The sequence below is a fragment of the Deltaproteobacteria bacterium genome (genome assembly GCA_029210625.1).
Lineage (GTDB): Bacteria > Myxococcota > Myxococcia > SLRQ01 > SLRQ01 > JARGFU01.
Genome location: JARGFU010000032.1, coordinates 19,632 through 46,003 on the forward strand (window position 1 = coordinate 19,632; position 26,372 = coordinate 46,003).

Genomic DNA, 26,372 nt, shown 5'->3' on the forward strand with positions numbered 1-26,372 from the left:
AGAGGAGCTCCCCCCGGGTACTACAGCCCCAGGCGCCAGGCCTCGAGCATGTCCTCGCGCGAGAGGATGGTGTCGGTGGCGGTGGCGTCGTCCCCGCGCTCGGGGTGGTCGAGGGTGTAGTGCAGGCCGCGGCTCTCCTTGCGGCGGCAGGCGCACTCGACGATGAGCATGGCGACGGTGTCGATGTTGCGCAGCTCGATGACGTCGGCGGTGACCCGGTAGGCCCAGTAGTAGGCCTTGATCTCCTCCTGGAGGAGGTGGAGCCGGCGGCGGGCGCGGGAGAGGCGCTTCGAGCTGCGCTCGATCCCGACGTAGTTCCACATCAGGCGGCGGATCTCGTCCCAGTTGTGGCTCACCACGACCTGCTCGTCGGGGGCGCCGGCCTCGCCGGGGTTCCAGGAGGGGACGCGGCCCTCCTCGGGCGGCCCGAGGTTCTCGAGGAGCTCGGGGACGATGCGGCCGGCCTCGTGGCCGAAGACCAGCCCCTCGAGGAGGGAGTTGGAGGCCAGGCGGTTGGCGCCGTGGAGGCCGGTGCAGGAGGTCTCACCCAGGGCGATCAGCCCGCGGATGTCGGTGCGGCCGGAGAGGTCGGTGATCACCCCACCGCAGAGGTAGTGGGCGGCGGGCACCACCGGGATGGGGCGCTCGCACATGTCGATGCCCAGCTCGAGGCAGCGCCCGTGGATCCCGGGGAAGCGCTCCTCGATGAACTTGCGGGAGAGGTGGCGCATGTCCAGCCCCACGTGGGCGGCGCCGGTGCGCTTGAGCTCGGAGTCGATCGCCCGGGCCACGATGTCGCGGGGCGCCAGGCTCTTCATGGGGTGGTAGGCCTCCATGAAGGGCTCGCCGCTCGGCAGCACCAGCTCTCCGCCCTCGCCCCGGAGCGCCTCGGAGATGAGGAAGGACTTGTCGTCGGGGTGGAAGAGGCAGGTGGGGTGGAACTGGAAGAACTCGAGGTTCGCCACCCGGCAGCCGGCCCGGAAGGCCATGGCCACGCCGTCTCCGGTCGAGACGTCGGGGTTCGAGGTGTAGCGGTAGACCTTCCCGGCGCCGCCGGTGGCGAGCACGACCACCGGGGCGAGGAAGGTGCTGACGCGGCCGGTCTTGCGGTCGAGGGCGTAGGCGCCGAGCACCCGGTTCTCGCCGGGCAGGCCGAGGTGCCCCGAGGTGATCAGGTCGATGGCGGGGTGCTCCTCGATGAGCTCGATCCCCTCGTGGGCCCGGGCGGCGGCGCCGAGCACCCGCTGGACCTCCTGCCCCGTCATGTCCGCGGAGCGGACGACCCTACGGGCGTGGTGGCCGCCCTCGCGGCAGAGGTCGTAGGGGCTCTCCGGATCGTTGGCGTCCACCCGGTTGAAGCGGGCGCCGAGAGCCTCGAGGGCCTCGATCCGGGCCGGGCCCCGCTCGACCGTGAACTCGACGACGTCGCGGTGACAGAGGCCCGCGCCGGCCACCAGCGTGTCCTCGATGTGGGCCTCGAAGTCGTCGTCGCTGGCGAGCACCGCCGCGATGCCTCCCTGCGCGCGCGAGGTGGCCGTGTCGTCGAGCTTGCGCTTGGTCAGGAGGGTGACCCGGCCGTGCTTGGCGGCCTCGAGGGCGAAGGTGAGCCCGGCGACGCCGCCGCCGATGACCAGGATGTCCGTGCTGTGCCGCATGAGTGCCCCGGAAGATAGCAGAAGCTGCCGGGAGAATGGACTCGGTCCGGCTTGCGAGCGCCCCTGGGCCGCCGTTAGGATGCGCTACCGATGACCGGTCTGCCGGGGGGTTCGTTCCGGCGCTCATCACCCGAAGAGAGGCGCTTCCGACATGGCGCAGAACGACACCCAGAGCTCCGATCAGGAACGGTTCCTGTCCGCGGTCTACCTGGGCTCCGATCTCCTGGGGAAGGGTGACCTCGAGGGGGCCAAGGCGGCCCTCCAGGAGGCCCTCGCGGTCAGGCCGGACGACGCGAAGGCCCGCAACCTGCTGGGCCTGGCCTGCTTCAAGCTGGGGGACTTCGAGCAGGCCGAGAGCCTCTACGCTCGCCTGGTCCACGAGAACCCCACCGACGCGACCCTCCGGGTGAACCTGGGGCTGGTCCACCTCAAGAGCGGCCGCTTCGAGGACGCCATCCGCGAGCTCTCGACCGCCGCCGACCTCGAGCCCGGCCACAAGCGGGCCCAGAACTACCTCGGCCTCGCGCACGCCCGCGTGGGCGACTACGCCCAGGCGCGTGAGTGCTTCGCCCTGGCGGGCTCCGCCGCGATGGTGGAGCAGATGGACGACGCCCTGGCCGGGATCGCGCCGGCCACCGCCCCCCTCGCCGAGGCTCCGGCCGAGGAGTCCCACGTCTTCGACGCCGAGGTCGACGTCGATGGCGACGAGGACGAGGGCGAGGAGGTGGTCGCCGAGATCGACGTCGCCGCGCCCGCCGAGGAGCCCGCCGCCGCCGCGGCGCCGGCCCCCGCGCCGGAGCCCGCACCCGCGCCGGAGCCCGCGCCGGAGCCCGAGCCGGAGCCCGAGCCGGAGCCCGAGCCGGAGCCGGAGCCCGAGCCGGAGCCGGAGCCCGAGCCCGAGCCGGACACCGAGCTGATCGCGGAGGAGGAGCCTCCCGCCGAGGCGGCGGCCCCGGCCGCCGCGCCCCGCTCCTCGGCCCGGGCCATCTTCGGGCTCGACGCCCCGGCCCCCGCCCCCTCCCTCCCCACCGGCGCCGCCGGGATCTCCGCGCCGTCCCCCAGGCTTCGCCTGGGGCGGGACGAGCCCCGCCTGCCCGGCGCGGCCTCTCGCGACTTCCAGGTCGGCGAGGGCGTGCTCATCGTGCCGGTCCACGGCGAGGCCCTCTCGCGCTGCGCCGGCCTCCTCACCACCTCCGGCAACCTCGAGTTCGAGGCCGAGGTGAAGCGCTTCCGCGGCCGCGCCACGGAGAAGCCCTTCGGCGAGGGCGCCGACCGCTTCTTCCGGGTCAAGGGTGAGGGCCAGCTGATCATCGGCCTGGGCGACACCGTGGCCACCTGCTTCACCATCGACGACATCGACGGCTACTTCGAGGAGTCGAAGGTGCTCGCCTTCGAGGAGTCGGTCGCCTACGAGAACGGCCGGGTGCCCAGCTCCGTCTCCGCCGACCTCAACCTGGTCCACCTCCGGGGCCGGGGGCAGGTCGCCGTCCGCACCGAGGGTCCCATCCGGGGCATCGACGTCACGGCCGGCGCCCCCCTGCGGGTGCCCCTGGAGCACCTGGTGGGCTGGCACGGCGGGTTGACCCCCCGGATCGCGGTGCTGGCCGAGGAGGGCGGCCCCGGCGGCGAGCCCCTGGTGGGCATCGAGCTGGTCGGGGATGGAGTCGCGCTCCTCTCCCTGCCCGGTCACGGGCGCTGAAGAGAGCCGCAGCGATGACGATGCGCCGGGGTCCCCTCGCCGAGCTGGGCAACCTGCCCAACCTGCTCACCCTGGGGCGGGTCCTGCTGATCCCCATCTTCCTGGTCTTCCTCTTCTACGGCTCCCGCTTCAGCTCGGCGGTGGCGGCCTTCCTCTTCATCGGCGCCAGCCTCACCGACGTGGTGGACGGCTTCCTCGCCCGCCGGATGAACCTCATCACCACCATGGGGAAGTTCCTCGACCCCATCGCCGACAAGCTCCTGGTGATGAGCGCCCTGGTGATGCTCCTCTCCCTCGGGCGGGTGCCGGCCTGGGTGGTGATCCTCATCCTGGCCCGCGAGTTCATCATCTCCGCCCTGCGCACCCTGGCCATGAGCGAGGGGGTGGTCATCGCGGCGGGGCAGGGCGGCAAGTGGAAGACCAGCCTCCAGATGGTCGGCCTGATCGGCCTGATCCTCCACTACCCCTACCGGATCGACTTCCTCTTCTTCGAGGCCGACCTCGACCTCCACCGGATGGGCCTGTGGCTGGTCTACATCTCCCTGGTTCCCGCGATCCTGTCCGGCGTGGCCTATTTCCAGGGCTTCTGGGAGGCCGTCGAAGATGCTTGACAGATCCCTCCGGCCCGCCTAGAAAACCTGTCCTTCGGAATATGCGGGTGTAACTCAGTGGTAGAGTGCAACCTTGCCAAGGTTGACGTCGTCAGTTCGAATCTGATCACCCGCTCCAAAGCGCCTCCCCGGGCTTCCCGGTGGAGGCGCTACCTTTTTGAGCGGCCGGAGGCGTCTCCTCAGCCGTTGCAGATCTCGTCGCAGGGGTCGGGCGTGCTGTTGTCGTCGCAGGCCTGGGCCCCCGTCTGGCGCACGCAGGCGCCGGCGTTCCAGGCGTTGTAGCTCTCGGGACTGCCGGGGCAGAAGGTGCCCTCGTCCACCGCGTCACAGCTGAGGCCGATGATCCGGAGGGCGTCCCCGGTCTCCTCGACGCAGTCGGCGATGCTGTCGAAGAAGCGGTCGAAGCTCTCGCCGTCGCAGCGCTTCTGGTGCTGGCAGCCCTCGACGAGGGTGCGCTCGCAGGCGCGCTCGGGGGACATGGGGCAGGCGGTGAGGCCGGCCAGGAGCACCCCGGCCAGCAGCAGTCTCGGCAGATGTCGCATCGCTTCGGCTTCCCTTTCGGAACGGCCCCCTCTCTCGAAGGCCCTTGTCTCGAATTCAGGCCCTGTCACAATGGCACAGGATGAGGGCTTCGAAGAAGGCAGGCTGGGGCGCAGGGGGGCTGCTGGGGGCCCTCGTGCTTTCACTCCCACTCGTGGCGGGCGCCGACGTGGCTCCGCTCCCACCCCCGGAGCCGGCGCCGCCGCCGGCGCCGAGCGCGACGGAGGCGGGGGTGAAGGGCTGGCAGGACTTCCAGCTGGAGCAGGCCACCACCTGCGTGGGCGCGGCGGACGAGGTTATGGCCGCGCCCGCCGAGTGGACCCACGAGGGCTTCCGCTACCGGATCGAGGGCGGGCGGGCCGGCCTCTCCCGGGTCGACGCGTCGCCGCACCCCGGCGTGATCAAGCTGGGCGTGGTCTCGGGCATCAAGGAGCCGGACCCGGCCACCCTGAAGGTCCTCGAGGGCTTCCTCGCCACCTTCGCCGAGGCGAAGGTCGACGCCGTGCTGGTCGGGGGCGACTCGGGCTTCTCCGGGATGGAGCTGGAGAAGGTCTTCCGCGCCCTGGGCCAGAGCGGCCTGCCCATCCTGGCCATCGCCGGGAACAACGAGTCGCGCAGCAAGTACAACCGGGCCCTGCGCGCGGTCAGCGCCGACCACCCCAACGTGCTGAACCAGGACATCGTCCGGGTGGTGCAGGGGCAGGGCTTCGGCGTGGTCAGCCTCCCGGGCTACCACCTGAAGGCCTTCGCCTCGACCAGCGCCTCCTGCGTCCACGACGACGACGACATCAAGGCCCTCGAGGCGCTCCTCGCCTCGGTGGAGGGGGAGCGGGTGCTGCTCTCCCACGGCCCGCCGAAGCAGCAGGGCAAGGCCGGCACCGACTGGGTCGATCAGGCGACCGGGAACGTGGGCAACGAGCTGCTCACCCGGGTGCTGCAGAAGAGCAAGCCCCGCCTGACCGTGACCGGGCACATCCTCGAGTCGGGGCTGCGGGCCACCGACGCGAAGGGCAAGCCGGCGGCGCCGGGCAAGCCCCAGGGGGCGCTCGTCCTGAACCCCGGGCAGGTCAGCGCCTTGCCCTACCAGCTCTCCTCCGGGCAGGTCATCCACGGCACGGGGGCGCTGGTGACGGTGCAGGGCGGCAAGATCCACTGGAAGATCCTCGAGGGGCCGAAGCCCTAGACCTCGACCGAGGAGAGGGGAGGGGAGCTCGATGGCTCGACCGGAGATCCACCGGCGCCCGGGAGGCGCCACGACCCTGGCCCTGCTCGGGCTGCTGTTCCTCGGCGGCTGCCGCTCGAAGCTCTGCCTCACCGGGGACCGGGAGTGTGACCTGCCCTCGCCCTGCGCCGGGCTCACCTTCACCTGCGACGTGGCCGAGGGCGACGAGCCCTCGGTGAAGGTCTACGAGGCAGGCGACCCGCTGCCGGCCGGCCTCGACACCCTGGTGAGCCCGGGGGACTTCCTCCTCCAGAACGACCAGGTGGTCGCGGTGATCGAGGCCCTCGATCACGCCCACTACCTGGGGACCAGCGGCGGCAACCTCCTGGACCTGGCCTCGCGCGGCGGCGCCGACACCCTCAACCACGTGATCCAGGCGATCGGCCTCCTGCCCGAGGACGCCGCGGTCTACACCGACGCCCGGATGATCTCCGGCGAGGGCCTCGTCGCCCTGCAGGTCACCGGACACCTCGACGGGCACCCCGACCTGCGCATCGCGACCCGCTACGAGCTGCGGGCCTGCGAGCCGGGCCTGCGCATCCGCACCGAGTTCGCCAACCTCGAGCCCGATCCGAAGATGGTCGCGCTCCTCGACGGCCTCTACTGGAGCGGCCGCGAGAACCTCCCCTTCACCCCGGTGGCCGGCACGGGCTTCGTCCACCCCTCCTTCGGCCTGACCACCGTGGGCGACGTCTACACCGACGCCCCCTTCCTGGCGGCCACGGCCCACACCGAGGAGGCCTCGAGCTACGCCGTGTTGGCCTGCGACCAGCCCCACCTCTCGGGCTTCCACTCGGACGTGGTCTCGGCCGTGGGCAAGCGCCCGGTGCTCCTGACGACCCGCTCGACCGCCTCCCTCGAGCGCTTCTTCGGGGTGGTCCCCGGCCGCTCGGTGGGGCCCGCCGCCGACCTCGCCCTCGAGGTGCGCGAGCAGCTCTTCGACGAGCGCTGGGTGCGGATCGACGGGCAGATCGTCACGAGCGGGGGTGGCCCCCTCGGGGACGAGGCCCGGGCCTCGGTGATCCTGGAGGAGGGCAGCCTCACTCAGGAGCGCGGCGCCCGGACGCCCTGGACCCAGGTGGCGCCCGACGCCGAGGGCCGCTTCTCGGCGCGGGTGCCCTGGCAGCGCGGTTACGTCCTCACCGTCGAGGCCTTCGGCCGGCCGGTGGAGGAGCGGGCCCTGGACGTGGACATCACCAACCTGGACCTGGGCCGGATCGCCATCCCGGGCGACGCCACCCTCACCCTGCAGGTGCTGCGGGACGGGGTGCCCGGCGAGGGGCTGGTCTTCTTCCACCCGGCGGACGAGGCCACCCGGGAGGCGGTCTCCGGCCGGCTGCACGGCGTCTGGTCGACCTGCGCGCCCCTCCTGGGCGCACCCCACGGAGGCTCGCCCGCCTGCAACCGGGTGCTGGTGACCCAGACCACCGCCGTGGCGGTGCCCGCGGGCAACTACGAGGTCTTCGCCACCGCCGGCCCCTTCCGGCGCCTGGGCCGGGCCTCCCTGAGCGTGGCCGAGGGCGAGGCGCAGAGCCTCTCCTTCGATCTGGGCGCGCTCCCCCTGAAGCCCACCGGCACCCTCGACGGGGACTTCCACGTGCACGGCGGCGCCTCCTTCGACTCGTCGATCCCCCACCTCGATCGCGTGCGGGCCTTCCTCGCGGCGGACCTCGACGTGATCGTGGCGACGGATCACGACGTGGTCCACGACTACGCCGCGGCGCGGGCGACCCTCGACGCGGACGCGCGGCTGGCCCTCATCGTGGGCGTGGAGACGACCGGCCACGTCCTCTACGGCCTGGACCCGAACACCTACGTGCCCAAGGTCATCGGGCACTGGATCTTCTGGCCCCTGGACCTCGACCCCCTGGCCCCCCGCCGCGGGATGCCCTGGGACGAGGAGGTCGAGCCCGGCGGCCTGATGGAGCGGATGGCCGGGGCCGGCTGGCCGGACGAGCGCGGCATCGCGCAGCTCAACCACCCCTACGCCGAGGCGGACTTCGGCCGGGACCTCGGCTGGCCGAAGGCGCTGGGCATCGATCTGGACCTGCCCCTCCCCACCCAGGACGACGGCAGCTCGGCGGCCCTCTACCTGCGCACCCCCGAGGGCGGCCGCTTCGGCAACGGCGACTACCACGCCCAGGAGGTGATGAACGGCACCGAGAACGGGGACCTCCTGCCCTACCGGGCCTTCTGGTTCTACCTGCTGAACCAGGGGATCCTGCGCGCCGGCACCGCGAACAGCGACTCCCACGGCCTGACCGACAACGTCCTGGGCACCCCCCGCAACCTGATCTGGGCCAACACTCCGGTGGTGCCCTTCTCGGAGCCGGTCTTCGACACCGCGGTGCGCGAGGGGAGGATGATCGGCACCAACGGGCCCGTCCTCGAGGTCGCGCTCGACCGGGGCAGCGGCGCCCCCCTCGGCCCCTCGATCCTCCCGGTGCAGCCGACCGCCGGCAGCAGCCTCCGGATCCGGGTGAGCGCCGCTCCCTGGGTGCCGGTGGAGGAGGTCCGGATCATCGTCAACGGGACGGTGGTGAGGACCTTCGACGGGGCGGAGCTCGTCACCCCCCTGGACCCCTTCGGCGCCAGCGAGCTGCTGCGCCTCGAGCAGAGCCTGCCGCTCTCCGAGCTGCTGCCCGAGGCGGGCGACGCCTGGATCGTCGTCGAGGCCGGCGCCCCGCTGCCGCAGGCGGGTGACCTCGACTGCGACGGAGTGCCCGACACCACCGACAACGACGGAGACGGCGCCATCGACTGGCGGGACGTCGACCGCAACGATGACGGCGTGGTCGACGCGGCCGACCTCGACGTGAACGAGGACGGCAAGCGGGACGCGAAGGACACCCCGGCGGCCTGCGAGGGAGGGGAGGGGCCGCTCCGGAACCCCGCCCTGCCCGAGGCCAGCGACGCGCCGGCGCGGATCTTCGAGGCGGTGACCCCCGGCGGCTACCCCTTCGCCTTCACCAACCCCTTCGTGATCGACCGCGAGGGCGACGGCTTCGACGCCCCGGGGCTGGAAGGAGGCTCGTGATGCGCGCGCTCCTGCCGCTCCTCCTCGCCCTCGGGCTGGCGCTGCCCGCCGCCGCCGACCCCTGCCAGCGCTCGGCCACCGTGGCCCTCGGCCCGCTCCAGGCCGGCCCGGCGACCGGCGCCCTGGGCACCCCCCGCCGCGCCTGCGCCCGCACCGAGCTTCGCCTGGGCCTCGACGCCGGGGCGATCATCGCCACCTCCGAGTTCTACGGCTACCTCCACGGCGGCCTGGTCCTGGAGGGGAGCTGGGCGCTGCGCCCCGAGACCGAGCTCTTCGCCCGCATGGAGCTGGTCCGCTACGACAGCGTCATCAGCTCCCTCTCCGCCTCGGCCCTCGGGCCCGGCTACCTCTCGGGCGGCGCCAGCCACCGGCTCCTGGCCCTCGCGATCGGCGGCCAGCCCCTCCTCCTGAACGCCTACGGCCGCGTCCTGCTGCCGACGGCGGTGCTCCTCGATCGGGGCAGCTGGCCCCTGGGCCTGGAGGCCGGCGCCACCGGGGCCTGGGAGCTGCACCCGAAGCTCGATCTCCACGCGGGCCTCGCCCTCTTCGGGGACGGCGCCTTCGGCAGCGGCCCGGCGCGGCCCCGGGTGGGACTCCGCCTGGTGCCGGGCGTGAGCTACTGGGCCCTCTCCTGGCTCGCGGTGGTCGGCGAGGTGGACCTGGGGATGGGCCACGCCGCCGCCCTCGACACCCTGGGCCTGGGCCTCGGCCTGCGGGTCGGCGGCGAGCGCCTGGGCGCCGCCCTGGAGCTGCGCGCCCCCCTCGCCGGGCGCGAGCGCCACGACGCGGCGCTCCTCCTCACCGCCACCTGGCGGCCGGCGGGCTGAAGACGGTACGAGGCGCCCCGGTGTGTAATCCTTCCCGGTCTCGGTCGTCATGGTGGGTGAATGGCCATGACCGCTGACAGAGTCCACGACCCCACGGGGGGGGTCGGGGTCCTGCCCCTGGACCCCGATGCCCGGGATCGGGCAATCGTGAGGCGCATCCTCGCCGGTGAGCGCGAGGCCTTCGAGGAGCTCGTCACCCGCCACGGCCCCGGCCTGCGCCGGACCATCGAGCGCATGCTCGGGCGGCCCGACGTGGCGGACGAGGCGGTGCAGGAGGTCTTCCTGCGGGCCTGGAATGCCCTGGGGAGCTACCGGGGGGACGCCACGGTGCGCGGCTGGCTCTACCGGATCGCCACCAACCACTGCCGGGACCTGCGCAAGCGCCCGGGCTGGAAGGAGCGGACCGCCTCGGACCCGGCGGAGGTGATCTCCGGGCAGGCGACGCCGGAGGACCGCAGCCCGGAGCAGCGCGCCGCTCACCGGCGGGCACTCGGCGCGGTCCAGGCGGCGCTCACCGCGCGCCTGCGCCAGGACCCCGCCCTCCGGAAGCGCCTCGCCCGGCTGGAGCAGGTGGACGAGCTGGTCCGTGGTCTGGGCGAGCCTCCCGCCGACCCGGATCCCGAGCTCACCCGGCGGGTGATGGAGCGGATCGCGGCGGAGCCGGCGCCCCGGCCGGCCGCCCAGCTCGACGCGCACCGGCCGCGCCGGACCTTCTCCTGGCCGACCGCCCTCGCGGCCTGCCTCCTCCTCCTGATCGGCTTCCTGGCCGGGCGCTTCGCGCACCGGCCGGCGCCGAGGGAGGGCCAGGGGAGCGACGCGGCGACGCTCGCCCGTGTCGACGCGCCGGAACCCGGGGGCGTGGTCGTCCACTTCGTCCTCGAGGCGGGCGAGGCCCGGACCGTCTCGGTGGTGGGCACCTTCAACGGCTGGGCCCCGGAGGCCCACCCCATGCACCGCTCGCAGGGCCGCTGGATCGCCCGGCTGCGCCTGCCGCCCGGCCGGCACGAGTACCAGTTCCTGATCGATGGCGAGCGGTGGATCGTGGATCCCTCGGCGCCGTCCACGGCCCAGGATGGCTTCGGGGGCGTGAACGGGGTGCTCGAGATCTGACGTCCGGGTCGCACCTCGACTATGGTCGGCCGCGATGCGAGTTCGTGGCTCCCTCCCCGGCGCGGCCCTGCCGGCCTGGCTCCTCGTGATGGCGCTGACCCTGGCGCCGCGCTCCGCCGGGGCCGAGCTGCGCCTGGAGGGGAGGGCGGAGCTGCAGGGCGGAGGGGCCACCCGGGCGTACCTCGTCCCCGGCACCGTCGAGCCCGAGGCCGTGGGCCTGCTGCAGCTGGGCCTGGGCCTCAGCCACCATCGGCCCCGGCACTGGATGCGGGCCGGCTACGACTTCAGCGTGCAGTCCCTCCCCCTCTCGGGCAAGTGGGGCCTCTTCCACCGCGGCCAGCTCGCGGGGCGCCTCGCGCTGCGCCGCAGCGGGCGCCTGGAGCTCTCCCTGCGCGGTGGCGCCATCGACTTCCTGAGCGAGGGTGCCGTCGCCACCGGGAGCTCTCTCGACGTCGTCGCGACCCGGGCCCGCTACGCCGGCTTCGCGCTGGGGGGCTCCCTGCGGATCGGCAGGACCCGGCTCGAGAGCCGCCTCGACGCCGAGTACCGGAGCTCCCGGGCGCAGCTCTCGGGGAGCGGGAACGACACGACCACCGACCCGCTCGACGAGGTGCTGATCGAGGGCCGGATCGGGGTCGACCACGATACCGGCCACCGGACCCGGCTGAGCCTGGCGCTGGTGGGCAGCGGCCGGGCCTCGGACTCGGACTACCTCAGCTACGGGGGCGGCGGGCTCGAGCTCGGCGTCGCGGTCGTGCCTCGCCGCGGGACGTCGATCCAGGCCCTCGTTCGCAGTCAGCTCAACGCCTACCCGGCGGGGGGTGATCCGGCCTTCCAGCGCCAGGACCTCTTCGCCCGGGTCTGGCTGCTCTTGCGCCAGCGGCTCGCCGAGGGGGTCTGGCTCGGGGCCGTCTGGTCCTACAGCGCGAACGGCTCGGTGGAGGCCGCCTACGACGCGGATCGACACCTGGCGCTCCTGACCCTGCAGCTGGAGGGAGCGCTCCTGCGATGGTGAGGACACGTGGCACGCGCCAGGGGGGCTGGCTCATCGCCAGCGTCGGCCTGCTGGGGATCATGGGCCTCCCCGCCCCGGTCCTGAGCGAGGCGCCACCCGGGCCGCCCGCGGTCGAGGAGGTCGAGGGCGCGCCGGAGGGCGAGCCTGCCGACGCCCGTACGCGCGGGAGGATCGCCCTGCGAGGGCTGCGGCCCGGGGACCGGGTGGAGGTGGATGGCGCCCCGCTCCCCGAGGGAACGTCGGAGCTGGAGGTCGAGCCCGGGCTGCACCTGGTCACGGTCTTCCCTGTGGCCGAGCCCCCCCTCGAGCTCTTCGTAGAGATCGAGGGCGGCGGCCACCTCGAGCTGCCGCGGGCGCCGCCGCCGCCGCTACCCCGGGCGTGGGCCACCGGCTCGCCGGCGTCCTTCGGCGCCGCCGGCGCCGCGCTCTTCGCCGCGGGCACCTGGGCGGTCCTGGCCCGGCGGACGGACCGGGCCATCGAGGGTCTGTCCACCCGGACCGATCTCGATCCCGCGGTCCAGGCGCTGGTGATCGCCGAGGCCGAGGGCCGGGCCACCCGGCGCCGCCGCGCCCTGATCGGGATGGTCGGCGTGGGGGCCCTGCTGGCGGCCACGGGGACGACCCTCCTCCTCTTGCCCACCGCCGGGGAGAGCGCCGCCCCGGGGCTGACCGTGGTGGGCGTGTGGTAACCTTCGAGCCGAACGGACGTCATGAAGAGCGTGACTCACCTGCCCGATAGCCTGAACCGAGCGCTGGGGGCGCTCCTCCTGGTGGTGGTCGGCCTCCTGCCGGCGGCCGCCGCCCGGGCGAGCGACGACCTCATGGCCGGGCTGCGCGAGCGCTCGGAGGCGGCGGGCGTGCCGCCCACGATCCTGGCCGGAGTGGAGCGGGAGCTGATCCAGGCGCAGGAGGCGGGCGTCAGCGCGGAGGCCCTCCGGAACAAGTACCTGGAGGGTCTGGCGAAGGGCGTTCCACCGGCGAAGATCCTGGTGGTCGTCCGGACCCTCCGGGTGCGGATCGAGCGGGCGGCCCGGCTCCTCGCACCCCTGGCGTCCGCGGACGCCTCGCGGGCCTCGGTCCGCGTGGCCGACGCCCTGGGCCGGGGTGTGTCGCCCGAGGACGTCGGGCTGCTGGTGAACCGAGCTCGCGAGCGTCTGGCCCGGGCCGAGGTGGTGGCCGAGGGGACCCAGACCCTCGCGCGCCTGCGAGAGGCCGGCCTCTACGATCCCGCCCTCTGCGAGGCGGTCGGGAGGGCGGTCGCCGCCGGGTACACCGAGCAGGATCTCGACCGCCTGGGAGACGATCTGCGGCGCTTCGCCGCGAACGGCGGTGACCTCGCCGACTTCTCCATCGGCGGCGACGCACGAGGAGAGGGGCGGGAGGGTCACCTCCTGGACGAGAGCGCGGGCAGCGCGGCCAGCGAGGTCCCCGGCACCGAGGAGCTGGGGGGAGGCTCGGGAGGAGAGGGCGGCGAGGATCCGCTCGCCGGGGATCGCCCCGGCACCGACGAGGTCTTCCGCGCGGGGCGCGATCAGGATCCGAACAACCCGGATCCGCCCAGGCCCTGATCGCCCGGCGCGCTGCGCCCCGGTCGCTGTAACCGAGCTCGCGCTCGGTCGTCACAAGCGGGAGAGGGCCGAGACGGACTCGGCCCCCGGCTTCCAGTTTCGGTTCCGGCGACGGGGGTCGCCGAGTGAGGGACCGGACTCGATCGAAGAAGGGATACCCATGTCTCGCTCCTGGAGAACGCTCACCCTCGCTCTCTTCCTTCTCGGCTGGGCCCTGGCTGCTCCCGCGGAGGAGCCGGCGGTCACCGGCGCTCCCGCCACCTCCGGCGACGAGGCACCGGGCGCCGGCCTCTTCGGCGCCGGCGTGGTCCTCGGGTTCAAGGCAGGAGGCGGCTTGGGGCAGCTGACCAGCCCCCTGGGCGCGTCGCTGGTGGCGGAGCTCGAGCTCGGCTACACCCTGCCGCTCCCCGAGCCCGTCGGCCGCGATCTGCAGCTCTTCCTCGCGGGTCAGTACATCGGCCCCTCGGTCAGCGAGACCGTCTCGGAGCCGGATCCCCGTCTCCCGGGCGACGGCACCTGGAGCTACTCCGTGACGCTCCAGCAGGCGATCCTCGCGCTCGGCGTGCTCTACCGGCTCCCCCTCGGTCCGGAGTGGCTCCGGCCCTACCTCTCCGCCGGCGCGCGCCTCACCCTGAGCCGGGCCGTGGTCAGCGGCGACGCGGAGGGGGAGCCCTTCGGGGAGAACGAGGAGACCGCCACCGACCTCGGCGGCCAGGGCGCCCTCGGCGCCGAGCTGGCCCTCGGCCCGGGCGCGCTCCTCCTCGAGCTGCAGTTCGGCTACGCGCCGCTCGACGGGAAGGTGTTCCAGAACACCAACTCGGGCGCGCTCGCGTTCGCCCTCGGCTACCGCCTCTTCTTCTAGCTCCAGGCCTCTCGCGCCTTTTTGTCTCCAAGGAGATCTCATCCATGCGCTCGCTCCCCAACTTCCTGGACCTCGCCCCTTCGCCCCGGGTCCTCCTCGCGGCCCTGCTCCTCGCCCTGGCCCTGCCGGGCTGCCGCGCCGAGCTCGACGGCCCGACCGTCGTCGTCGCCGACCCCGCCCCCGACGCCGAGCTGCCCGTCTCGCCCGGCATCCTCTGCCGGATGCAGCACCCCGAGGCAGGCACCCCGGTGATCGTGAGCGGGGAGGGGCTCTCGCCGCTGCCCTTCGACATCCCCGACGATCCCACCCTCGCCTTGCCCTCCCTCTCTCTCCTGCTCCACAGCGACCTGGCCGGCGCGGCGATCGACCCGAGCGAGATCGTCTACGGGGGCGAGCCGGGCGAGCCCAACGCTGAGCTCCTCAGCTGGCAGACCCAGAGCCAGCTCACCTTCCTCGTCCGGGACGAGCTCCTCCTGGCGGAGGGGGCGTCCGGCATGCTGCCCGTCGGCATCTACGATCTTCGGGTCGACAACCCGAACGGCGCGCAAGCCACCACGGCCAGCTCCCTCGCCGTGACCGACCGTCCCCGGGTCTCGTCCGTCACGCCCGGGATCACCTGCCTCGACGAGGGGCCTCGCACCCTCACCCTCGACGGCGAGACCGTGCTCCGGATCGAGGGGGAGGACGCCTTCGTCCGCGTCGGGGGCGACGACTTCGCCGTCAGCGGCTTCGAGCGCTGCACGCCGATCGCCCACGGCGCCGTCTCCGCGCAGAGCTGCGAGCAGGTCACCCTGGAGCTCGACCAGGGCGCGGTCGCGGTGGGCTACCCCGAGCTCACCTTCCAGAACCCCGAGACCGCGGCGTGCAGCTCGGTCCACGACGAGGACCAGATCAACCTGCGGGTGGTGCCGGCGCCGACCCTCGAGGCGGCGATCCCCTCCCTGATCTGCTCGGCCGAGGGCACCCGGGAGGTGGTCCTGCAGGGCACCGGGCTGCTGGCCATCGACGGCGAGCTCCCCTCGGTGACCCTCCTCGACGAGAGCGGCACCGTCCGGACCCTGACGGTCACCCTGCCGGCGTCCACCCTCGCCGGCGAACCCAACTGCAGTCCCCTGACGACCCTGGGACACACCGTGGAGCTCTGCAGCGAGGCGTCGATCGTGGTGCCGGTCGAGAACCCGAGCGCGCCCTACAAGCCGACCCTCACCCTCACCAACCCCGCGCCGGCCGGCTGCGCGGGGAGCACGGATCTCGAGCTCATGCTGGTGCCCGAACCGACCCTCGACGCGATGGTCGCGCCGCTCTCCTGCATCGCGCAGGGCGATCGCGGCTTCACCCTCCAGGGCACCGGCTTCCTCGGGGTGGACCACGGAAGCGGTGAGGTGCTGCCGTCGATCTTCGTGGACGGCGTCGAGCTTCACCCGAGCGACCTCGGGCAGTGCGAGAGCCTGGACGTGGTGGGGCTCACCGTCCGCCGCTGCCAGGAGGCCTACCTGTTGGTTCCCGAGGGCCTGATGACCGTCGCCGACGGAACCTGGGCGCAGCCCGAGCTCCGCCTGACCAACCCCGCGCCGGCGGGCTGCAGCGGGGAGCACACCACGGCCCTCACCCTGGTGCCGCCGCCGACCCTCGCTAGCGCCGAACCCTCCCTCGTCTGCACCGAGCAGGGGACCACCGAGGTGGTGGTCACCGGAACCGGCTTCCTCTCCGTGGGTGAGGGCGCCGGAGCGCAGCTGCCCGCGGTCACGGTGGGTGGTGATCTCGTGACCGTCAGCGCCCTGGCCGGCTGCGCCAGCGTGCCGGCGGAGGGGCTCACCGTGGAGCAGTGCGATCAGATGACCCTCACCCTGCCCGTGGGCGCCGGGGATCCCACGAACTCCGAGATCGTGGTGACGAACCCGAGCCCCGCCGGCTGCGGCGCGAGCGACGCGGACGCGCTGGTGATCGCGCCGCCCCCGCGGATCGACTCCCTCGCGCCTCCCGTCCTCTGCGACGTCGGTGGACCGGCCCTCGTCACCTTGAGCGGCGAGCACTTCCTCACCGTGGACGGCGTCGTCCCGGAGGTGACCCTCGCGGGGACCGCCCTGCCGCCGGGCAGTGTCACGGCCCTGGGCTGCAGCCCCCTCACGGTGCCGCGGCTCGGCGTCGAGACCTGCACGACCCTCGAGGTCACGGTCTCACCCGGCAGCTTCGCCGACTCCTCGGTGGAGGTGGGCGTGATCAATCCGGCCCCTGCCGGCTGCTCGGCCACGGCCGTCGAGCTGCTCTCCTCGGTCACGCCGCCCGTGATCACCACCGCCCAGCCCGCGCTGGTCTGCACGGACGAGGGTGCCCGGACGATCGTCCTCCAGGGCACCGGCTTCTTCGACGTCGGTGGGGTGCTGCCTTCGGTCACCCTCGGCGGAAGCCCGGTCCAGAGCCAGTCCATCACCGGCTGCACGCCCGTCACCCTCGGCTCCACCACCGCCGAGCGCTGCACCGAGCTGACCGTCGTCGCCCCACAGTCGAGCCTGTCGTCGGGCGATGTCGAGGTGAGCCTCGTCAACCCGGCGCCCATCGGCTGCAGCGTCGCCACCGCGACGGTGCTGGACGCTCCTCCCGCGATCGCCATCCACTCGGTCGCGCCCTCCGCGGTCTGCGCCGCCCTGGCGGCGCCGCTGACCGTCACCGTCGCGGGGGAGGGCTTCCTGGACGTGGACGGTGCGCTGCCCACCCTCACGGTCGCCGGAGCGACCCTGGCGGTGGACGGTCTCGCGACCTGCTCCTCCCTGAGCGTGGCCGGGATGAGCGTGGCGAGCTGCAACGAGCTCACCTTCACCGTCGATCCCTCCACCCTGAGCGGCACGGACATCCCCATCGCCATCACCAACGCCGCGCCCTCGAGCTGCGGCGCGAGCGCCACCGGGGTCTTCTTCCTGACCCCGCCGCCCACGCTCACCGGCGTGACCACGCCCAACTTCTGTGCCAGCGACGGGGGCACCATCGGCCTCGTCGGCACGAACTTCACCGCCGGCACCCAGGTCACCCTCGAGAGCGGCACCACCGTCCACGTGGGGACCGTCACCTACAACGACCCCACCTCGCTGGAGGTCACCTTCCCGCCCGGGCTCGACGCGGGGACCTACGACCTGCGGGTGAGCGCCACCGGCTGCGACGACGTCCTGGTCGGGGCCGTGTCCGTCGACCCGGCGCCCCTGGTCTTCTTCATCGATCCTCCCACCGTCTACAACGGGGTGATCACCGAGGTGACCCTCTTCACCACCGGCCTCTCCGACACCTACGGGGCCTCCACCGTCGAGCTGCTCTATCCCGACGGCGCGACGACGACCTCGCTGCCCTTCACCGAGGGCAGCCGGGCCAACCGGCTGCTCACGCCCATCCCGGCCGACGATCCCGAGAACCCGGGCTCGCCGCTGCCCCCCGGCGCCTTCGAGCTGCAGGTGACCAACGCCCTCGGCTGCACCAGCGCCCTCAACGGGAGCCTTACGGTCACCGACACCCTCACCCTGGAACTCGAGGGCATCGATCCGGCCTACGTCTCGCCCACCCGGGAGACGGCGGTGAGCATCACCGCGCAGGACACCTCGGCGGTGGTCTTCGAGTCCACCCCGCGGGTCTACCTCAACCCGAACCCCCCCGGTGCGGGCTCGCCCGTGGGCCTGACCGCGGTGCTCTTCGAGAGCGACCGCCTCCTGACGGCCGTGGTGCCCGCGGGGATGACCCCGGGCGACTACGATCTGATCGTGGTCAACCCCTCCGGGTCGGTGGGGCTCCTCCCGCTGGCCCTGACGGTCACGCCCAGTGAGCCGCCGCTGGTCGAGGTGGTCGTGCCGGCCGCGGTGGACGCCATCGCCGACTCTCCGGCTCAGATCCGGGGCTCGGGCTTCGCCACCGACGCTGGCGGGGTGGGGGTCGACCTCGACTGCCGCGACACCGTCGGCGCGACCTACACCTTCTCGGCGACCAACGTCACCGTGGTCGACGCAGGCACCATCGACGTGACCCTGCCGGTGGACTCCGCCGGGGTCCCCATCGGCAGCGTCTGCCTGCTCACCGTCACCAACCTCACCGAGGGCTCCTCCTTCACCTACTCCGCGGTGTCGGTGAAGAACGCCTCCCAGAACCTCAACGCCTGGTCTCAGCTGACGCCGATGAACGAGGGCCGCCGGGCGCTCGCCCTAATCGCCGGCCGGCCCACCAACACCAGCCGCTTCCTCTACGCCATCGGTGGCGACGGGGGAGACTTCTCCACGGCCAAGACCTCGGTGGAGGCCGTCGGCGTGGACGTCTTCGGTGGCTTCACCGCCGCGGGCTGGCAGGATCAGCGCAACGCCCTCCCGGCGCCCCGCTCGAACGCTGGCTTCGCCCGGATCGGCCGCTTCCTCTACCTGACCGGAGGCCACCGGGGTCCGGACGGCGGGGGCAGCCTGACCGATGGCGAGACCAACACCTCCCTCCGGGCTGAGATCCTCGATCCCCGGACGACCCCGGAGCTCGTCGATCTCGACGCCGACCTGCTGGAGACCGGCGGGCTCAGCGCGGGGCTCTACTTCTACGAGGTCTCCGCGACCTTCCCGAGCAACGATCCGAGCAACCCCTCCGGGGAGTCCCTCCCCGGTGAGGTCCTCACCGTCCAGCTGCCGGCGATCTCCGTGGGGGGTATCGAGCTCACCCTGAAGTGGGACGACCTGCGACGAGAGGACGGCACGCTGGTGGGCGCGAACGGCTACCGGGTCTACCGGGCCCTGCCCGTGGCCGGCGGTGGGGCAGGGGACTTCGAGCTCCTCCACTCGGTCACCTGCGGGGCGGACACCACCTGCCTCTGTGGCATCGACTTCGACTGCGAGGTGGTGGACGTGGGGCAGCCCACCGACCCGGCCTCCCTGCCGCTCATGCGCGGCGCCCTCGGCGTCTGGCACGACACCACGGACTTCCTCACTCCACGGGAGGGGCACGCCACCGTCGCCCTCAGGCATCCGGATCCCCTGAAGGCCGACACCTGGTACCTCTACGTCTTCGGCGGCCGGAACGACACCAGCGGGGCCCTGGACACCTACGAGTGGGCCACGGTCACCGTGGCGGCTGACGGCAGCCAGACCGTCTCGGCCTGGACCACCGGCAGCAAGGCCATCGGTGGGGCCAAGTCGAACCTCGCGGCCTGGGTGCTCGACGCCGACGAGACAGCCCACGTGGGGGGTGACGAGGTCTACGTCTTCCTCGGCACCGGCCTGAACGACGCCGGCAATCCGGTGAACGGCCTGGCCTCCGGTTGGCTGGACACGACCAGCACCGACGGTGACCTCTTCAGCGCCGGCGCGACGGCGCTGGACCCCGAGGACGGCCCGGCGTCGGCCCGGGGTGCGGCCTGCTTCGGGGACGCCAACGGCTTCATCTTCACCTTCGGCGGCTTCGTCTCCGGGGGGCTCGCCAACGACCGCTCGGCGGAGGTGGTCGCTGGTCCGGACCTGGCCAACGTCTGGCAGGCCCCCGGTGGAGGCGATCTGAACCTGCGGCGCTCCTACTGCGCCTCGGCCCAGGAGAGCGCCTTCTTCTTCACTGCGGGGGGAACGACAGCGACCGAGACCGCGACGACCTCCGTCGAGACGACTGTCCAATAGTCACGGGAGTCACCGGGGCCCTCCGGGTCCCGGTGATGGGCCGCAGCTCTGCCAACCCTCCCCTGGCTGGAGCTGCGGCCCCTTTTCTTCGCCTCCCCCGCCACCTTGACCCGGGGACCTGCCTGGCGTCGAATGCGCGCCCCTCTCCCATGAACGATCCCCGAGGTGACGACGTGAGCCAGGCGAAGAAGATGGCGGTTCTCGTGGGCGGCGGTCCCGCTCCCGGTATCAACAGCGTGATCGGCGCGGCGACCATCCGGGCCCTCCTCGAGGGCACCGAGGTCGTGGGCGTGAAGGACGGCTTCCAGTGGCTGATGCAGGGCAACGTCGACCACGTGGAGAACCTCACCATGGATCAGGTGAGCCGGATCCACTTCCGGGGCGGCTCGCACCTGGGCATCTCCCGGGCGAACCCGACCACCGATCCGGCGCTGCTGGAGCAGACCGTGATCTCGCTCCTGCGCCTGAACGTCGATCGCCTGGTCACCATCGGCGGTGACGACACGGCCTTCACCGCGATGAAGCTGGAGCAGAAGGCCGAGGGCCGGATCCGGGTGGTGCACGTCCCGAAGACCATCGACAACGACCTCGATCTGCCGGGCCACGTGGACACCTTCGGCTACCAGACGGCCCGGCACCACGGCTGCGAGATCGTGAAGAACCTGATGGTCGACGCGCGCACGACCTCGCGCTGGTACTTCGTCATCTCGATGGGGCGGAAGGCGGGCCACCTGGCGCTGGGCATCGGCAAGGCCGCCGGCGCGACCCTCTCGCTGATCCCCGAGGAGTTCGACGAGCGCCCGATCCGCCTGAAGACCCTGGTCGACACCCTGGTGGGCGCGATCATCAAGCGGCGGGCCTACGGGCGCACCGACGGCGTCGCCGTCATCGCCGAGGGCGTGGTGCTGGAGATCGACAAGGACGACATGGCCGACGCCGCCGACGTCGAGCACGACGACCACGGCAACCTGCGCATCGCCGAGGTGAACATCGGCGAGATCCTGAAGATCGCGGTGCAGAAGCGCCTGGCCGAGTTCAACCTCAAGGCCACGATCGTCGAGAAGAACATCGGCTACGAGCTGCGCTGCGCCGACCCGGTCCCGATGGACATGGAGTACACCCGGGACCTGGGCTACTGCGCCGCGAAGTACCTCCTCGCGGGCGGGAACGCCTGCATGGTCTCGATGCAGGGGGGCAACTTCGTGCCGATCCCCTTCGAGGAGCTCCTCGACCCCGAGACCGGGAAGGCCCGGATCCGGATGGTGGACATCCACTCCACCCGCTACGCCATCGCCCGGCGCTACATGATCCGGATCCGCCGGGACGACTTCGAGGATCCCCACGAGCTGGCCCGCTTCGCCGCCACCGCCGGGATGACCCTCGAGGCCTTCAAGGCGACCTTCAAGGACCTGATCCGCCACGAGCCGCCGCCGCTCTCCTTCCCGGTGCCCGGGAAGACGCCGCCCGCGGCGCCGCCCTCGGGCGATTGACAGCCCGGGAGCGGCTTGGTTGAAGGGGCTCTTCGAATCGAGGGGTGAGCGATGAGCAGTGACGACCGGGGAAAGGATCGCAGGCAGCAGGACGCGGCCGTGGAGGTGGAGCGCCGTCAGGGCGACCGCCGCCGCTGGAAGCGGATCCCGGTGGAGATCTGGGGTGAGGCCTCCGACGGCGAGGCGACCTACTTCCACCAGGCCGCGGATCTCTCCGCCGGCGGGGTCTTCTTCACCGGGGCCATCCCCCAGCCGGTGGGGACGGTGGTGAAGATCAAGCTCGAGCTGCCCGGCGTGGAGCCGCTGACCGTCAACGGGGTGGTGGTGAACACCGGCGGCGGCGTGGATCTGGGCATGGGCGTGCAGTTCACCGACCTCTCCGACGAGGAGCGGGCCCGCATCGACGCCGTCGTCGAGTCCGACTAGATCGCCGGGTTGCAGCCGTCGGCGCTCTCGGTGACCACGATCGGCTCCGCGAGCGCGTCGTTGTCGCCGCGGACGATCTCCGGGAGCTCGGCGCAGCCGTTTCCGACCCGCTGCTCACCCATGCCGTCGTCCCGGCCCAGCTCGACCGCCAGGAGGTAGCCGCTGCCCGGCGGGATGCCCGGCAGCGTCAGGCTCTGGCCGCCCACGCCGGTGGCCGCGGCGGTGTCGATCGGGATCCGGTGGGCGCGCACCTCGGCGCCGTCGATCTTCAGCGGCACGACGCGCAGGGTGGGCTGGTCGGCCACGCAGGTGCGGGCCACCGCGGCGCAGGAGACCGCGTCCCCGCCGGTGTCGGTGCCCTGGAGCACGATGAGCTGGATCACCTCGCCGCCCTGCAGGTGCTGCAGCTCGACCCCGAAGCCGAGGCCCGGCTCGGCGCCGCAGCCCGGGAGGGCGAGGAGGAGGGGCAGGGTCAGCACCCAGGTGGCGCGGCGGAGGATCATTGCACGGTGATCGTGAGGGGGAGGGTGCCGGTCCGGCTGCCCCGGGCCGCGGCGATGCCGCCGGCGGTCGCCCCCACCGCGACGACGCCGACCGCCGTCCAGAGCCAGGGGTTCTTGTACCAGCGCGCCGTGCCGCCGCCCGGCACCTCGATGAGGTAGGAGAGGGGCGAGAGCGCGCTCCCCCGGCCCTGGACCCGGCGGCCCCGGGCGTCCCGCACCTCGAGGTAGTACTCCACCACCAGCTCGGTGGCGCCCTCGGGCAGGTTCAGGGCGGGCAGGGTGGCCGAGAAGCGGTTGCCGGGCCGCCGGTCGAGGGGCAGCTCGACGAAGGTGTCGTCCCCCAGCTTCCGGTGGAGGAGGAAGGCCTCGAAGCCCTCCTTCAGGTTCGAGATCGTGGCGGCCATCGTCACCGGGGTCCCCGGGAGGGCCAGCATCGGCGGATCGTGGGCGACCCGGATGGGCTTGAGCAGGCCCTCGTCGTAGGCGGCCTTCACCCGGTCGTAGAGCTCGCGCAGGGGCCCCGCCGTGGACGCGGGCAGCTCGTAGTGCAGGTCGATGTTCAGCAGGCGGGCGAAGTCCTCGTAGGCCTCGTCCTGCTTGCCCCCGTAGAAGTGCACCACGGCCAGGTTCCGGTAGATCTCCACCAGGGTGCGGTTGTCGTTGCGGGGCCAGGCCATGGCCTGATCGAGGGCCTCCTCGGCGGCGTCGATCTTGCCCTGCTCGATCTGCTCGAGGGCCCGCTGCAGGTGCGGATTCCGGGCCTCCGACGCTGCCCCGGCCGGCGCCGGGAGCCCCGCGGCGGCGGCTCCGAGGGCGAGCAGGGTCAGCCAGAGAGGCCCCCTGGCCCTCCTGACGCTCCCCCTCGCTGCCATGCACCCGATCCGCATCACCTGCTCCCCGCGACCCTACTGCCAGGAGCCCGGGCCTGTCGATGGTCTCCGGGGGCCGGCGCCGAAGGGCCTTGTCGCATCCGGTCCCGCCTGCTAAATGGCCCGTTTCTTTGACCTTCCCCCCGACCGGAGCCCCCCGTGGCCCCGGTGAGCGAGCAGCCATGCAGGTGCGCATCGACAGCATCGGCCCCCAGGGCCGCCACCTCGACTCGGTCCTGGACGAGGACAAGGTCGAGCAGGAGCTCGTCGAGGTTGGAGTCGAGTTCCGGCCCCGGGGTGGGGTGCGCGTCTCGGCCGACCTGTCCAAGAGCGGGAAGACCGTGCGCTTCACCGGCCGGATCGAGGCAATCCTGGAGGGGGACTGCCGCCGCTGCCTGGCGCCGGTGGAGACCCGCCTCGAGCCCGAGTTCGAGCTCTCCCTGCGGCCGGCGGCCGATGTCCGGGCCCCCGGGAAGCCGGGCAAGGACCGGGAGGAGCTGGGCGAGGGGGAGGCCGACGGTAGCTTTCGACTGGACGAGGCGGACGAAGACGTCTATCACGGCGACGAGCTCGACCTCTGGCCCCTGCTGCGCGAGCAGCTGCTGCTCTCCCTGCCCGACTACCTGGTCTGCGAGGAGGACTGCCGGGGCCTGTGCCAGGTCTGCGGAAAGAACCTGAACGAAGTGGCCTGCGACTGTGACCGGGACGTCCCGGATCCTCGCCTGGCGGGCCTGAAAGACATCAAGCTGTCCTGACAAAAGGAGTAGAACCGTGGCGGTACCCAAGAAAAGAACCTCGAAGCAGAAGAAGCGCCAGCGCCGGAGCCATGACGCTCTGAAGGCGCCGAACGTCATCAGCTGCCCGAACTGCAACGAGCCGGTGCTTCCTCACCACGTGTGCCCGTCTTGTGGTCAGTACAAGGGCCGCGAGGTCCTCGCGAGCGCCGAGTAGTCCCCTCATGAAGGTGGCCGTGGACGCCATGGGGGGCGACCACGCGCCGGAGACCGTGGTCGAGGGTGCGGTGCTCGCAGCTCGCGCCCACGGCGTTCCGGTCGTTCTGGTCGGGGACGCGCCGAGGCTGGAAGAGTGCCTGGCCGCGCAGAAGACGCGGGGCCTGTCGCTAGAGGTGCATCATGCGTCCGATGCCATCGCCATGGACGAGCATGGCGCCAAGGCCATCCGCCGCAAGAAGGACTCCTCCCTGCGGGTCTGCTTCGACCTCGCCAAGCGGGGGGAGGTCTCCGCGGTGGTCTCGGCGGGGAACTCCGGCGCGGTCATGGCCGGAGCGCTCCTGATCCTCGGCCGCCTCGAGGGGGTCGATCGGCCGGCCATCGCCAGCGCCATGCCCACCACCGCCGGGGGGAGGGTGCTGCTCCTGGACGCCGGGGCCAACCCCGAGGCCAAGCCCCTGCACCTGGCGCAGTGGGCGCTCTGCGGCGAGGCCTACGCCCGCCGGATCCTCGGCATCGCTCGTCCGAAGGTGGCGCTCCTCTCGAACGGCGAGGAGGAGAGCAAGGGCACGACCCTCACCCGCGCCGCCTACGGGCTCCTCGCCCAGAGCGGCGTCGAGTTCGTCGGCTACCTCGAGGGGCGCGACATCTTCGCCGGCCGCTGTGACGTGCTGGTCACCGACGGCTTCACCGGGAACGTGGTCCTCAAGACGGTCGAGGGGGCCGCGTCGGGGATGGCGATGATCCTGAAGGAGGAGATCGAGGCGACCCGGGCCGCCCGGGTGGGCTACCTCCTCCTCCGTGGCGCCCTCAAGCGCTTCCAGCGGCGCCTCGACTACGCCGAGTACGGGGGGGCGCCCATCCTCGGAGTGGACGGGACCGCGATCGTGGCCCATGGTGCATCGAACGCGACGGCCATCAAGAACGCCGTCCGGGTCGCCCGGGACCTGGCCCGGGAGGATCTCGGAGGAGCGTTGAGCGACGCCGCCCGGCGCGCCAGCGAGCTCTCCGGGGCACAAACGAACAACGACGACTGACGAGAAGGGGCGAGAGTGATGGGGAGTCACACTGCGCCGACGGGCATGGTTCGGATCATCGGGACCGGCTCCTACGTGCCAGAGAAGGTGCTGACCAACGCCGACCTCGAGCGGATGGTCGAGACCAGCGACGAGTGGATCTACGAGCGCACGGGCATCCGGGCGCGCCACATCGCCGCCGAGGACGAGACCACCACCGACATGGCGCTGAAGGCCTCCCGGCGGGCCCTCAAGCGGGCGGGCGTGCGGGCCGAGGACCTCGACCTCATCATCATGGGGACGGTCACCGGCGACGTGAAGATGCCCGCCAGCGCGGCCATCCTCCAGGCCAAGCTCGGCGCGGGCCGGGCCACGGCCTTCGACGTCTCGGCGGCCTGCGCGGGCTCGATCTACGCCCTCTCCATCGCCGAGATGTTCATCCGCCTGGACAAGGCGCGGGTGGCGCTGGTCATCGGCGCGGAGCTCCTCTCGCGGATCGTCGACTGGACGGATCGCAACACCTGCGTGCTCTTCGGCGACGCCGCCGGCGCGATGGTGCTGGCCCGCTCCCCCGGCGCCGAGGAGGAGGGGCGGGGCATCCTCTCCACCCACCTGCACACCGACGGGCAGCAGGCGGAGATCCTCGACATCCCCGGCGGCGGCGTCGCGCTGCCCTTCTCCGAAGAGGTGATGGCGAAGCGCCAGCACTTCGTGCGGATGAACGGGCGCGAGGTCTTCAAGCACGCCGTCCGGCACCTGGTGGAGGTCTCGCGGGAGGCCCTGGCGGCGAACGGCCTGCGGCCGGAGCAGATCGATCACGTGGTGGCGCACCAGGCGAACATCCGGATCCTCGAGGCGGTCCTGAACCGCCTCGGCATCCCGATGGAGAAGGCGATCACCAACATCGAGCGGGTGGGGAACACCTCCTCCGCCTCGCTCCCGATGACCCTGGACGAGGCGGCCCGCGACGGCCGCCTGCAGCCCGGGCAGCTCCTCCTGATGATGGCCATCGGCGCGGGCCTCTCCTGGGGCGGCGCCGTGGTGCGCTGGTGACGAGGGCCGAGACGATGAGCAAGCCGTTCGAGGGGAAGGTCGCCCTGGTCACCGGGGCCTCGCGGGGCATCGGCCGCGCCATCGCGGTGGGGCTGGGCGCCGGCGGGGCGAAGGTCGTGATCAACTACGCCGGCAACGAGGAGGCGGCGAGGGAGGCGAAGGCCGCGGTCGAGGCCGCGGGCGGGGAGGGCATCCTCTCGCGCTTCGACGTCGCCGACAGCGCCGCCGTGGACGCCGCGGTCGCCGAGGTGGTGGAGCAGCACGGGGGCCTGCACGTGCTGGTGAACAACGCCGGCATCTC

General features: G+C 72.6%; 22 protein-coding genes and 1 tRNA gene. 19 read left to right on the plus strand and 4 right to left on the minus strand.

The features are described from left to right. Positions 1–20 precede the first annotated feature (20 nt). A complete protein-coding gene (nadB, locus tag P1V51_22025; protein MDF1565729.1) occupies positions 21–1,655 on the minus strand; it encodes an L-aspartate oxidase in 1,635 nt (544 codons plus the stop codon). A 151-nt stretch (positions 1,656–1,806) separates the two neighbouring features. Here nadB and P1V51_22030 point away from each other — a divergent pair, with 151 nt between their 5' ends. The 3 genes from P1V51_22030 to P1V51_22040 all read left to right on the plus strand — a co-directional run bounded on the left by P1V51_22030 (position 1,807) and on the right by P1V51_22040 (position 4,083). Beyond that, positions 1,807–3,354: a tetratricopeptide repeat protein gene (locus tag P1V51_22030; protein MDF1565730.1), complete on the plus strand. Its 1,548-nt coding sequence runs from the start codon at positions 1,807–1,809 to the stop codon at positions 3,352–3,354. A gap of 14 nt (positions 3,355–3,368) precedes the next feature. Beyond that, the gene (gene pgsA, locus P1V51_22035; GenBank protein MDF1565731.1) at positions 3,369–3,965 is read left to right on the plus strand and encodes a CDP-diacylglycerol--glycerol-3-phosphate 3-phosphatidyltransferase; all 597 of its coding nucleotides are present in this window, start codon (positions 3,369–3,371) and stop codon (positions 3,963–3,965) included. A 43-nt stretch (positions 3,966–4,008) separates the two neighbouring features. Continuing rightward, positions 4,009–4,083: transfer RNA gene (locus P1V51_22040), tRNA-Gly, on the plus strand. Between the two features lie 61 nt (positions 4,084–4,144). Here the strand turns inward: P1V51_22040 and P1V51_22045 are convergent. Further along, positions 4,145–4,507: a hypothetical protein gene (locus P1V51_22045; GenBank protein MDF1565732.1), complete on the minus strand. Its 363-nt coding sequence runs from the start codon at positions 4,505–4,507 to the stop codon at positions 4,145–4,147. 167 nt (positions 4,508–4,674) lie between these two features. Between P1V51_22045 and P1V51_22050 the strand changes: the two genes are divergently transcribed. The 11 genes from P1V51_22050 (at position 4,675) to P1V51_22100 (ending at position 21,680) form a co-directional block, all read left to right on the plus strand. Then, positions 4,675–5,688, plus strand: a complete 1,014-nt coding sequence (locus tag P1V51_22050; GenBank protein ID MDF1565733.1) for a metallophosphoesterase family protein — start codon at positions 4,675–4,677, stop codon at positions 5,686–5,688. A 31-nt stretch (positions 5,689–5,719) separates the two neighbouring features. Continuing rightward, positions 5,720–8,764, plus strand: coding sequence for a CehA/McbA family metallohydrolase (locus tag P1V51_22055; GenBank protein MDF1565734.1), 3,045 nt, complete (start codon positions 5,720–5,722; stop codon positions 8,762–8,764). Then, positions 8,764–9,591, plus strand: coding sequence for a hypothetical protein (locus P1V51_22060; GenBank protein MDF1565735.1), 828 nt, complete (start codon positions 8,764–8,766; stop codon positions 9,589–9,591). Before P1V51_22055 ends, P1V51_22060 begins: the two co-directional genes overlap by 1 nt. Before the next feature lie 147 nt (positions 9,592–9,738). Next, on the plus strand, positions 9,739–10,701 hold the full coding sequence (locus tag P1V51_22065) for a sigma-70 family RNA polymerase sigma factor (GenBank protein MDF1565736.1): 963 nt from the start codon (positions 9,739–9,741) through the stop codon (positions 10,699–10,701). A gap of 34 nt (positions 10,702–10,735) precedes the next feature. Then, on the plus strand, positions 10,736–11,716 hold the full coding sequence (locus P1V51_22070; GenBank protein MDF1565737.1) for a hypothetical protein: 981 nt from the start codon (positions 10,736–10,738) through the stop codon (positions 11,714–11,716). Next, positions 11,710–12,405 (plus strand): hypothetical protein, encoded by a 696-nt coding sequence (locus P1V51_22075; protein ID MDF1565738.1) that lies wholly within the window; start codon positions 11,710–11,712, stop codon positions 12,403–12,405. Before P1V51_22070 ends, P1V51_22075 begins: the two co-directional genes overlap by 7 nt. A 21-nt stretch (positions 12,406–12,426) precedes the next feature. Next, complete coding sequence (locus P1V51_22080) at positions 12,427–13,284, plus strand: hypothetical protein (GenBank protein MDF1565739.1); 858 nt, start codon at positions 12,427–12,429, stop codon at positions 13,282–13,284. A gap of 160 nt (positions 13,285–13,444) precedes the next feature. After that, positions 13,445–14,146: a hypothetical protein gene (locus P1V51_22085; protein ID MDF1565740.1), complete on the plus strand. Its 702-nt coding sequence runs from the start codon at positions 13,445–13,447 to the stop codon at positions 14,144–14,146. A 44-nt stretch (positions 14,147–14,190) separates the two neighbouring features. Then, on the plus strand, positions 14,191–19,764 hold the full coding sequence (locus tag P1V51_22090; GenBank protein ID MDF1565741.1) for a hypothetical protein: 5,574 nt from the start codon (positions 14,191–14,193) through the stop codon (positions 19,762–19,764). A gap of 149 nt (positions 19,765–19,913) precedes the next feature. Further along, a complete protein-coding gene (gene pfp / locus P1V51_22095) occupies positions 19,914–21,254 on the plus strand; it encodes a diphosphate--fructose-6-phosphate 1-phosphotransferase (protein MDF1565742.1) in 1,341 nt (446 codons plus the stop codon). 51 nt (positions 21,255–21,305) lie between these two features. After that, positions 21,306–21,680 carry a PilZ domain-containing protein gene (locus P1V51_22100; GenBank protein MDF1565743.1) on the plus strand — a complete coding sequence of 125 codons (375 nt, stop codon included), beginning with the start codon at positions 21,306–21,308 and terminating at the stop codon, positions 21,678–21,680. Here the strand turns inward: P1V51_22100 and P1V51_22105 are convergent. Next, positions 21,677–22,183 carry a hypothetical protein gene (locus tag P1V51_22105; protein ID MDF1565744.1) on the minus strand — a complete coding sequence of 169 codons (507 nt, stop codon included), beginning with the start codon at positions 22,181–22,183 and terminating at the stop codon, positions 21,677–21,679. The genes P1V51_22100 and P1V51_22105 overlap by 4 nt on opposite strands. After that, positions 22,180–23,055 (minus strand): tetratricopeptide repeat protein, encoded by an 876-nt coding sequence (locus tag P1V51_22110; GenBank protein MDF1565745.1) that lies wholly within the window; start codon positions 23,053–23,055, stop codon positions 22,180–22,182. The genes P1V51_22105 and P1V51_22110 overlap by 4 nt, the downstream gene beginning before the upstream one ends. 179 nt (positions 23,056–23,234) lie before the next feature. Here P1V51_22110 and P1V51_22115 point away from each other — a divergent pair, with 179 nt between their 5' ends. From P1V51_22115 to P1V51_22135, 5 genes are all read left to right on the plus strand, one after another. Beyond that, positions 23,235–23,807 carry a DUF177 domain-containing protein gene (locus tag P1V51_22115; protein MDF1565746.1) on the plus strand — a complete coding sequence of 191 codons (573 nt, stop codon included), beginning with the start codon at positions 23,235–23,237 and terminating at the stop codon, positions 23,805–23,807. Between the two features lie 16 nt (positions 23,808–23,823). Next, the gene (gene rpmF, locus P1V51_22120; GenBank protein ID MDF1565747.1) at positions 23,824–24,003 is read left to right on the plus strand and encodes a 50S ribosomal protein L32; all 180 of its coding nucleotides are present in this window, start codon (positions 23,824–23,826) and stop codon (positions 24,001–24,003) included. Between the two features lie 7 nt (positions 24,004–24,010). Beyond that, positions 24,011–25,039, plus strand: coding sequence for a phosphate acyltransferase PlsX (plsX, locus tag P1V51_22125; GenBank protein MDF1565748.1), 1,029 nt, complete (start codon positions 24,011–24,013; stop codon positions 25,037–25,039). A 45-nt stretch (positions 25,040–25,084) separates the two neighbouring features. Then, entirely contained in the window at positions 25,085–26,071 is a 987-nt protein-coding gene (locus tag P1V51_22130) for a ketoacyl-ACP synthase III (GenBank protein ID MDF1565749.1), read from the plus strand. Positions 26,072–26,085: 14 nt separating this feature from the next. Then, a partial coding sequence (locus tag P1V51_22135; protein ID MDF1565750.1) for an SDR family NAD(P)-dependent oxidoreductase occupies positions 26,086–26,372 on the plus strand: 287 nt, incomplete at its 3' end.

What these genes read in the sequence shown, in the direction of transcription:
- nadB (MDF1565729.1), bottom strand. Translation starts at nt 1,655, where the DNA reads ATGCGGCACAGCACGGACATCCTGGTCATCGGCGGCGGCGTCGCCGGG.
- P1V51_22030 (MDF1565730.1), top strand. Translation starts at nt 1,807, where the DNA reads ATGGCGCAGAACGACACCCAGAGCTCCGATCAGGAACGGTTCCTGTCC.
- pgsA (MDF1565731.1), top strand. Translation starts at nt 3,369, where the DNA reads ATGACGATGCGCCGGGGTCCCCTCGCCGAGCTGGGCAACCTGCCCAAC.
- P1V51_22045 (MDF1565732.1), bottom strand. Translation starts at nt 4,507, where the DNA reads ATGCGACATCTGCCGAGACTGCTGCTGGCCGGGGTGCTCCTGGCCGGC.
- P1V51_22055 (MDF1565734.1), top strand. Translation starts at nt 5,720, where the DNA reads ATGGCTCGACCGGAGATCCACCGGCGCCCGGGAGGCGCCACGACCCTG.
- P1V51_22060 (MDF1565735.1), top strand. Translation starts at nt 8,764, where the DNA reads ATGCGCGCGCTCCTGCCGCTCCTCCTCGCCCTCGGGCTGGCGCTGCCC.
- P1V51_22070 (MDF1565737.1), top strand. Translation starts at nt 10,736, where the DNA reads ATGCGAGTTCGTGGCTCCCTCCCCGGCGCGGCCCTGCCGGCCTGGCTC.
- P1V51_22075 (MDF1565738.1), top strand. Translation starts at nt 11,710, where the DNA reads ATGGTGAGGACACGTGGCACGCGCCAGGGGGGCTGGCTCATCGCCAGC.
- P1V51_22080 (MDF1565739.1), top strand. Translation starts at nt 12,427, where the DNA reads ATGAAGAGCGTGACTCACCTGCCCGATAGCCTGAACCGAGCGCTGGGG.
- P1V51_22085 (MDF1565740.1), top strand. Translation starts at nt 13,445, where the DNA reads ATGTCTCGCTCCTGGAGAACGCTCACCCTCGCTCTCTTCCTTCTCGGC.
- P1V51_22090 (MDF1565741.1), top strand. Translation starts at nt 14,191, where the DNA reads ATGCGCTCGCTCCCCAACTTCCTGGACCTCGCCCCTTCGCCCCGGGTC.
- pfp (MDF1565742.1), top strand. Translation starts at nt 19,914, where the DNA reads ATGAACGATCCCCGAGGTGACGACGTGAGCCAGGCGAAGAAGATGGCG.
- P1V51_22100 (MDF1565743.1), top strand. Translation starts at nt 21,306, where the DNA reads ATGAGCAGTGACGACCGGGGAAAGGATCGCAGGCAGCAGGACGCGGCC.
- P1V51_22105 (MDF1565744.1), bottom strand. Translation starts at nt 22,183, where the DNA reads ATGATCCTCCGCCGCGCCACCTGGGTGCTGACCCTGCCCCTCCTCCTC.
- P1V51_22110 (MDF1565745.1), bottom strand. Translation starts at nt 23,055, where the DNA reads ATGGCAGCGAGGGGGAGCGTCAGGAGGGCCAGGGGGCCTCTCTGGCTG.
- P1V51_22115 (MDF1565746.1), top strand. Translation starts at nt 23,235, where the DNA reads ATGCAGGTGCGCATCGACAGCATCGGCCCCCAGGGCCGCCACCTCGAC.
- plsX (MDF1565748.1), top strand. Translation starts at nt 24,011, where the DNA reads ATGAAGGTGGCCGTGGACGCCATGGGGGGCGACCACGCGCCGGAGACC.
- P1V51_22130 (MDF1565749.1), top strand. Translation starts at nt 25,085, where the DNA reads ATGGTTCGGATCATCGGGACCGGCTCCTACGTGCCAGAGAAGGTGCTG.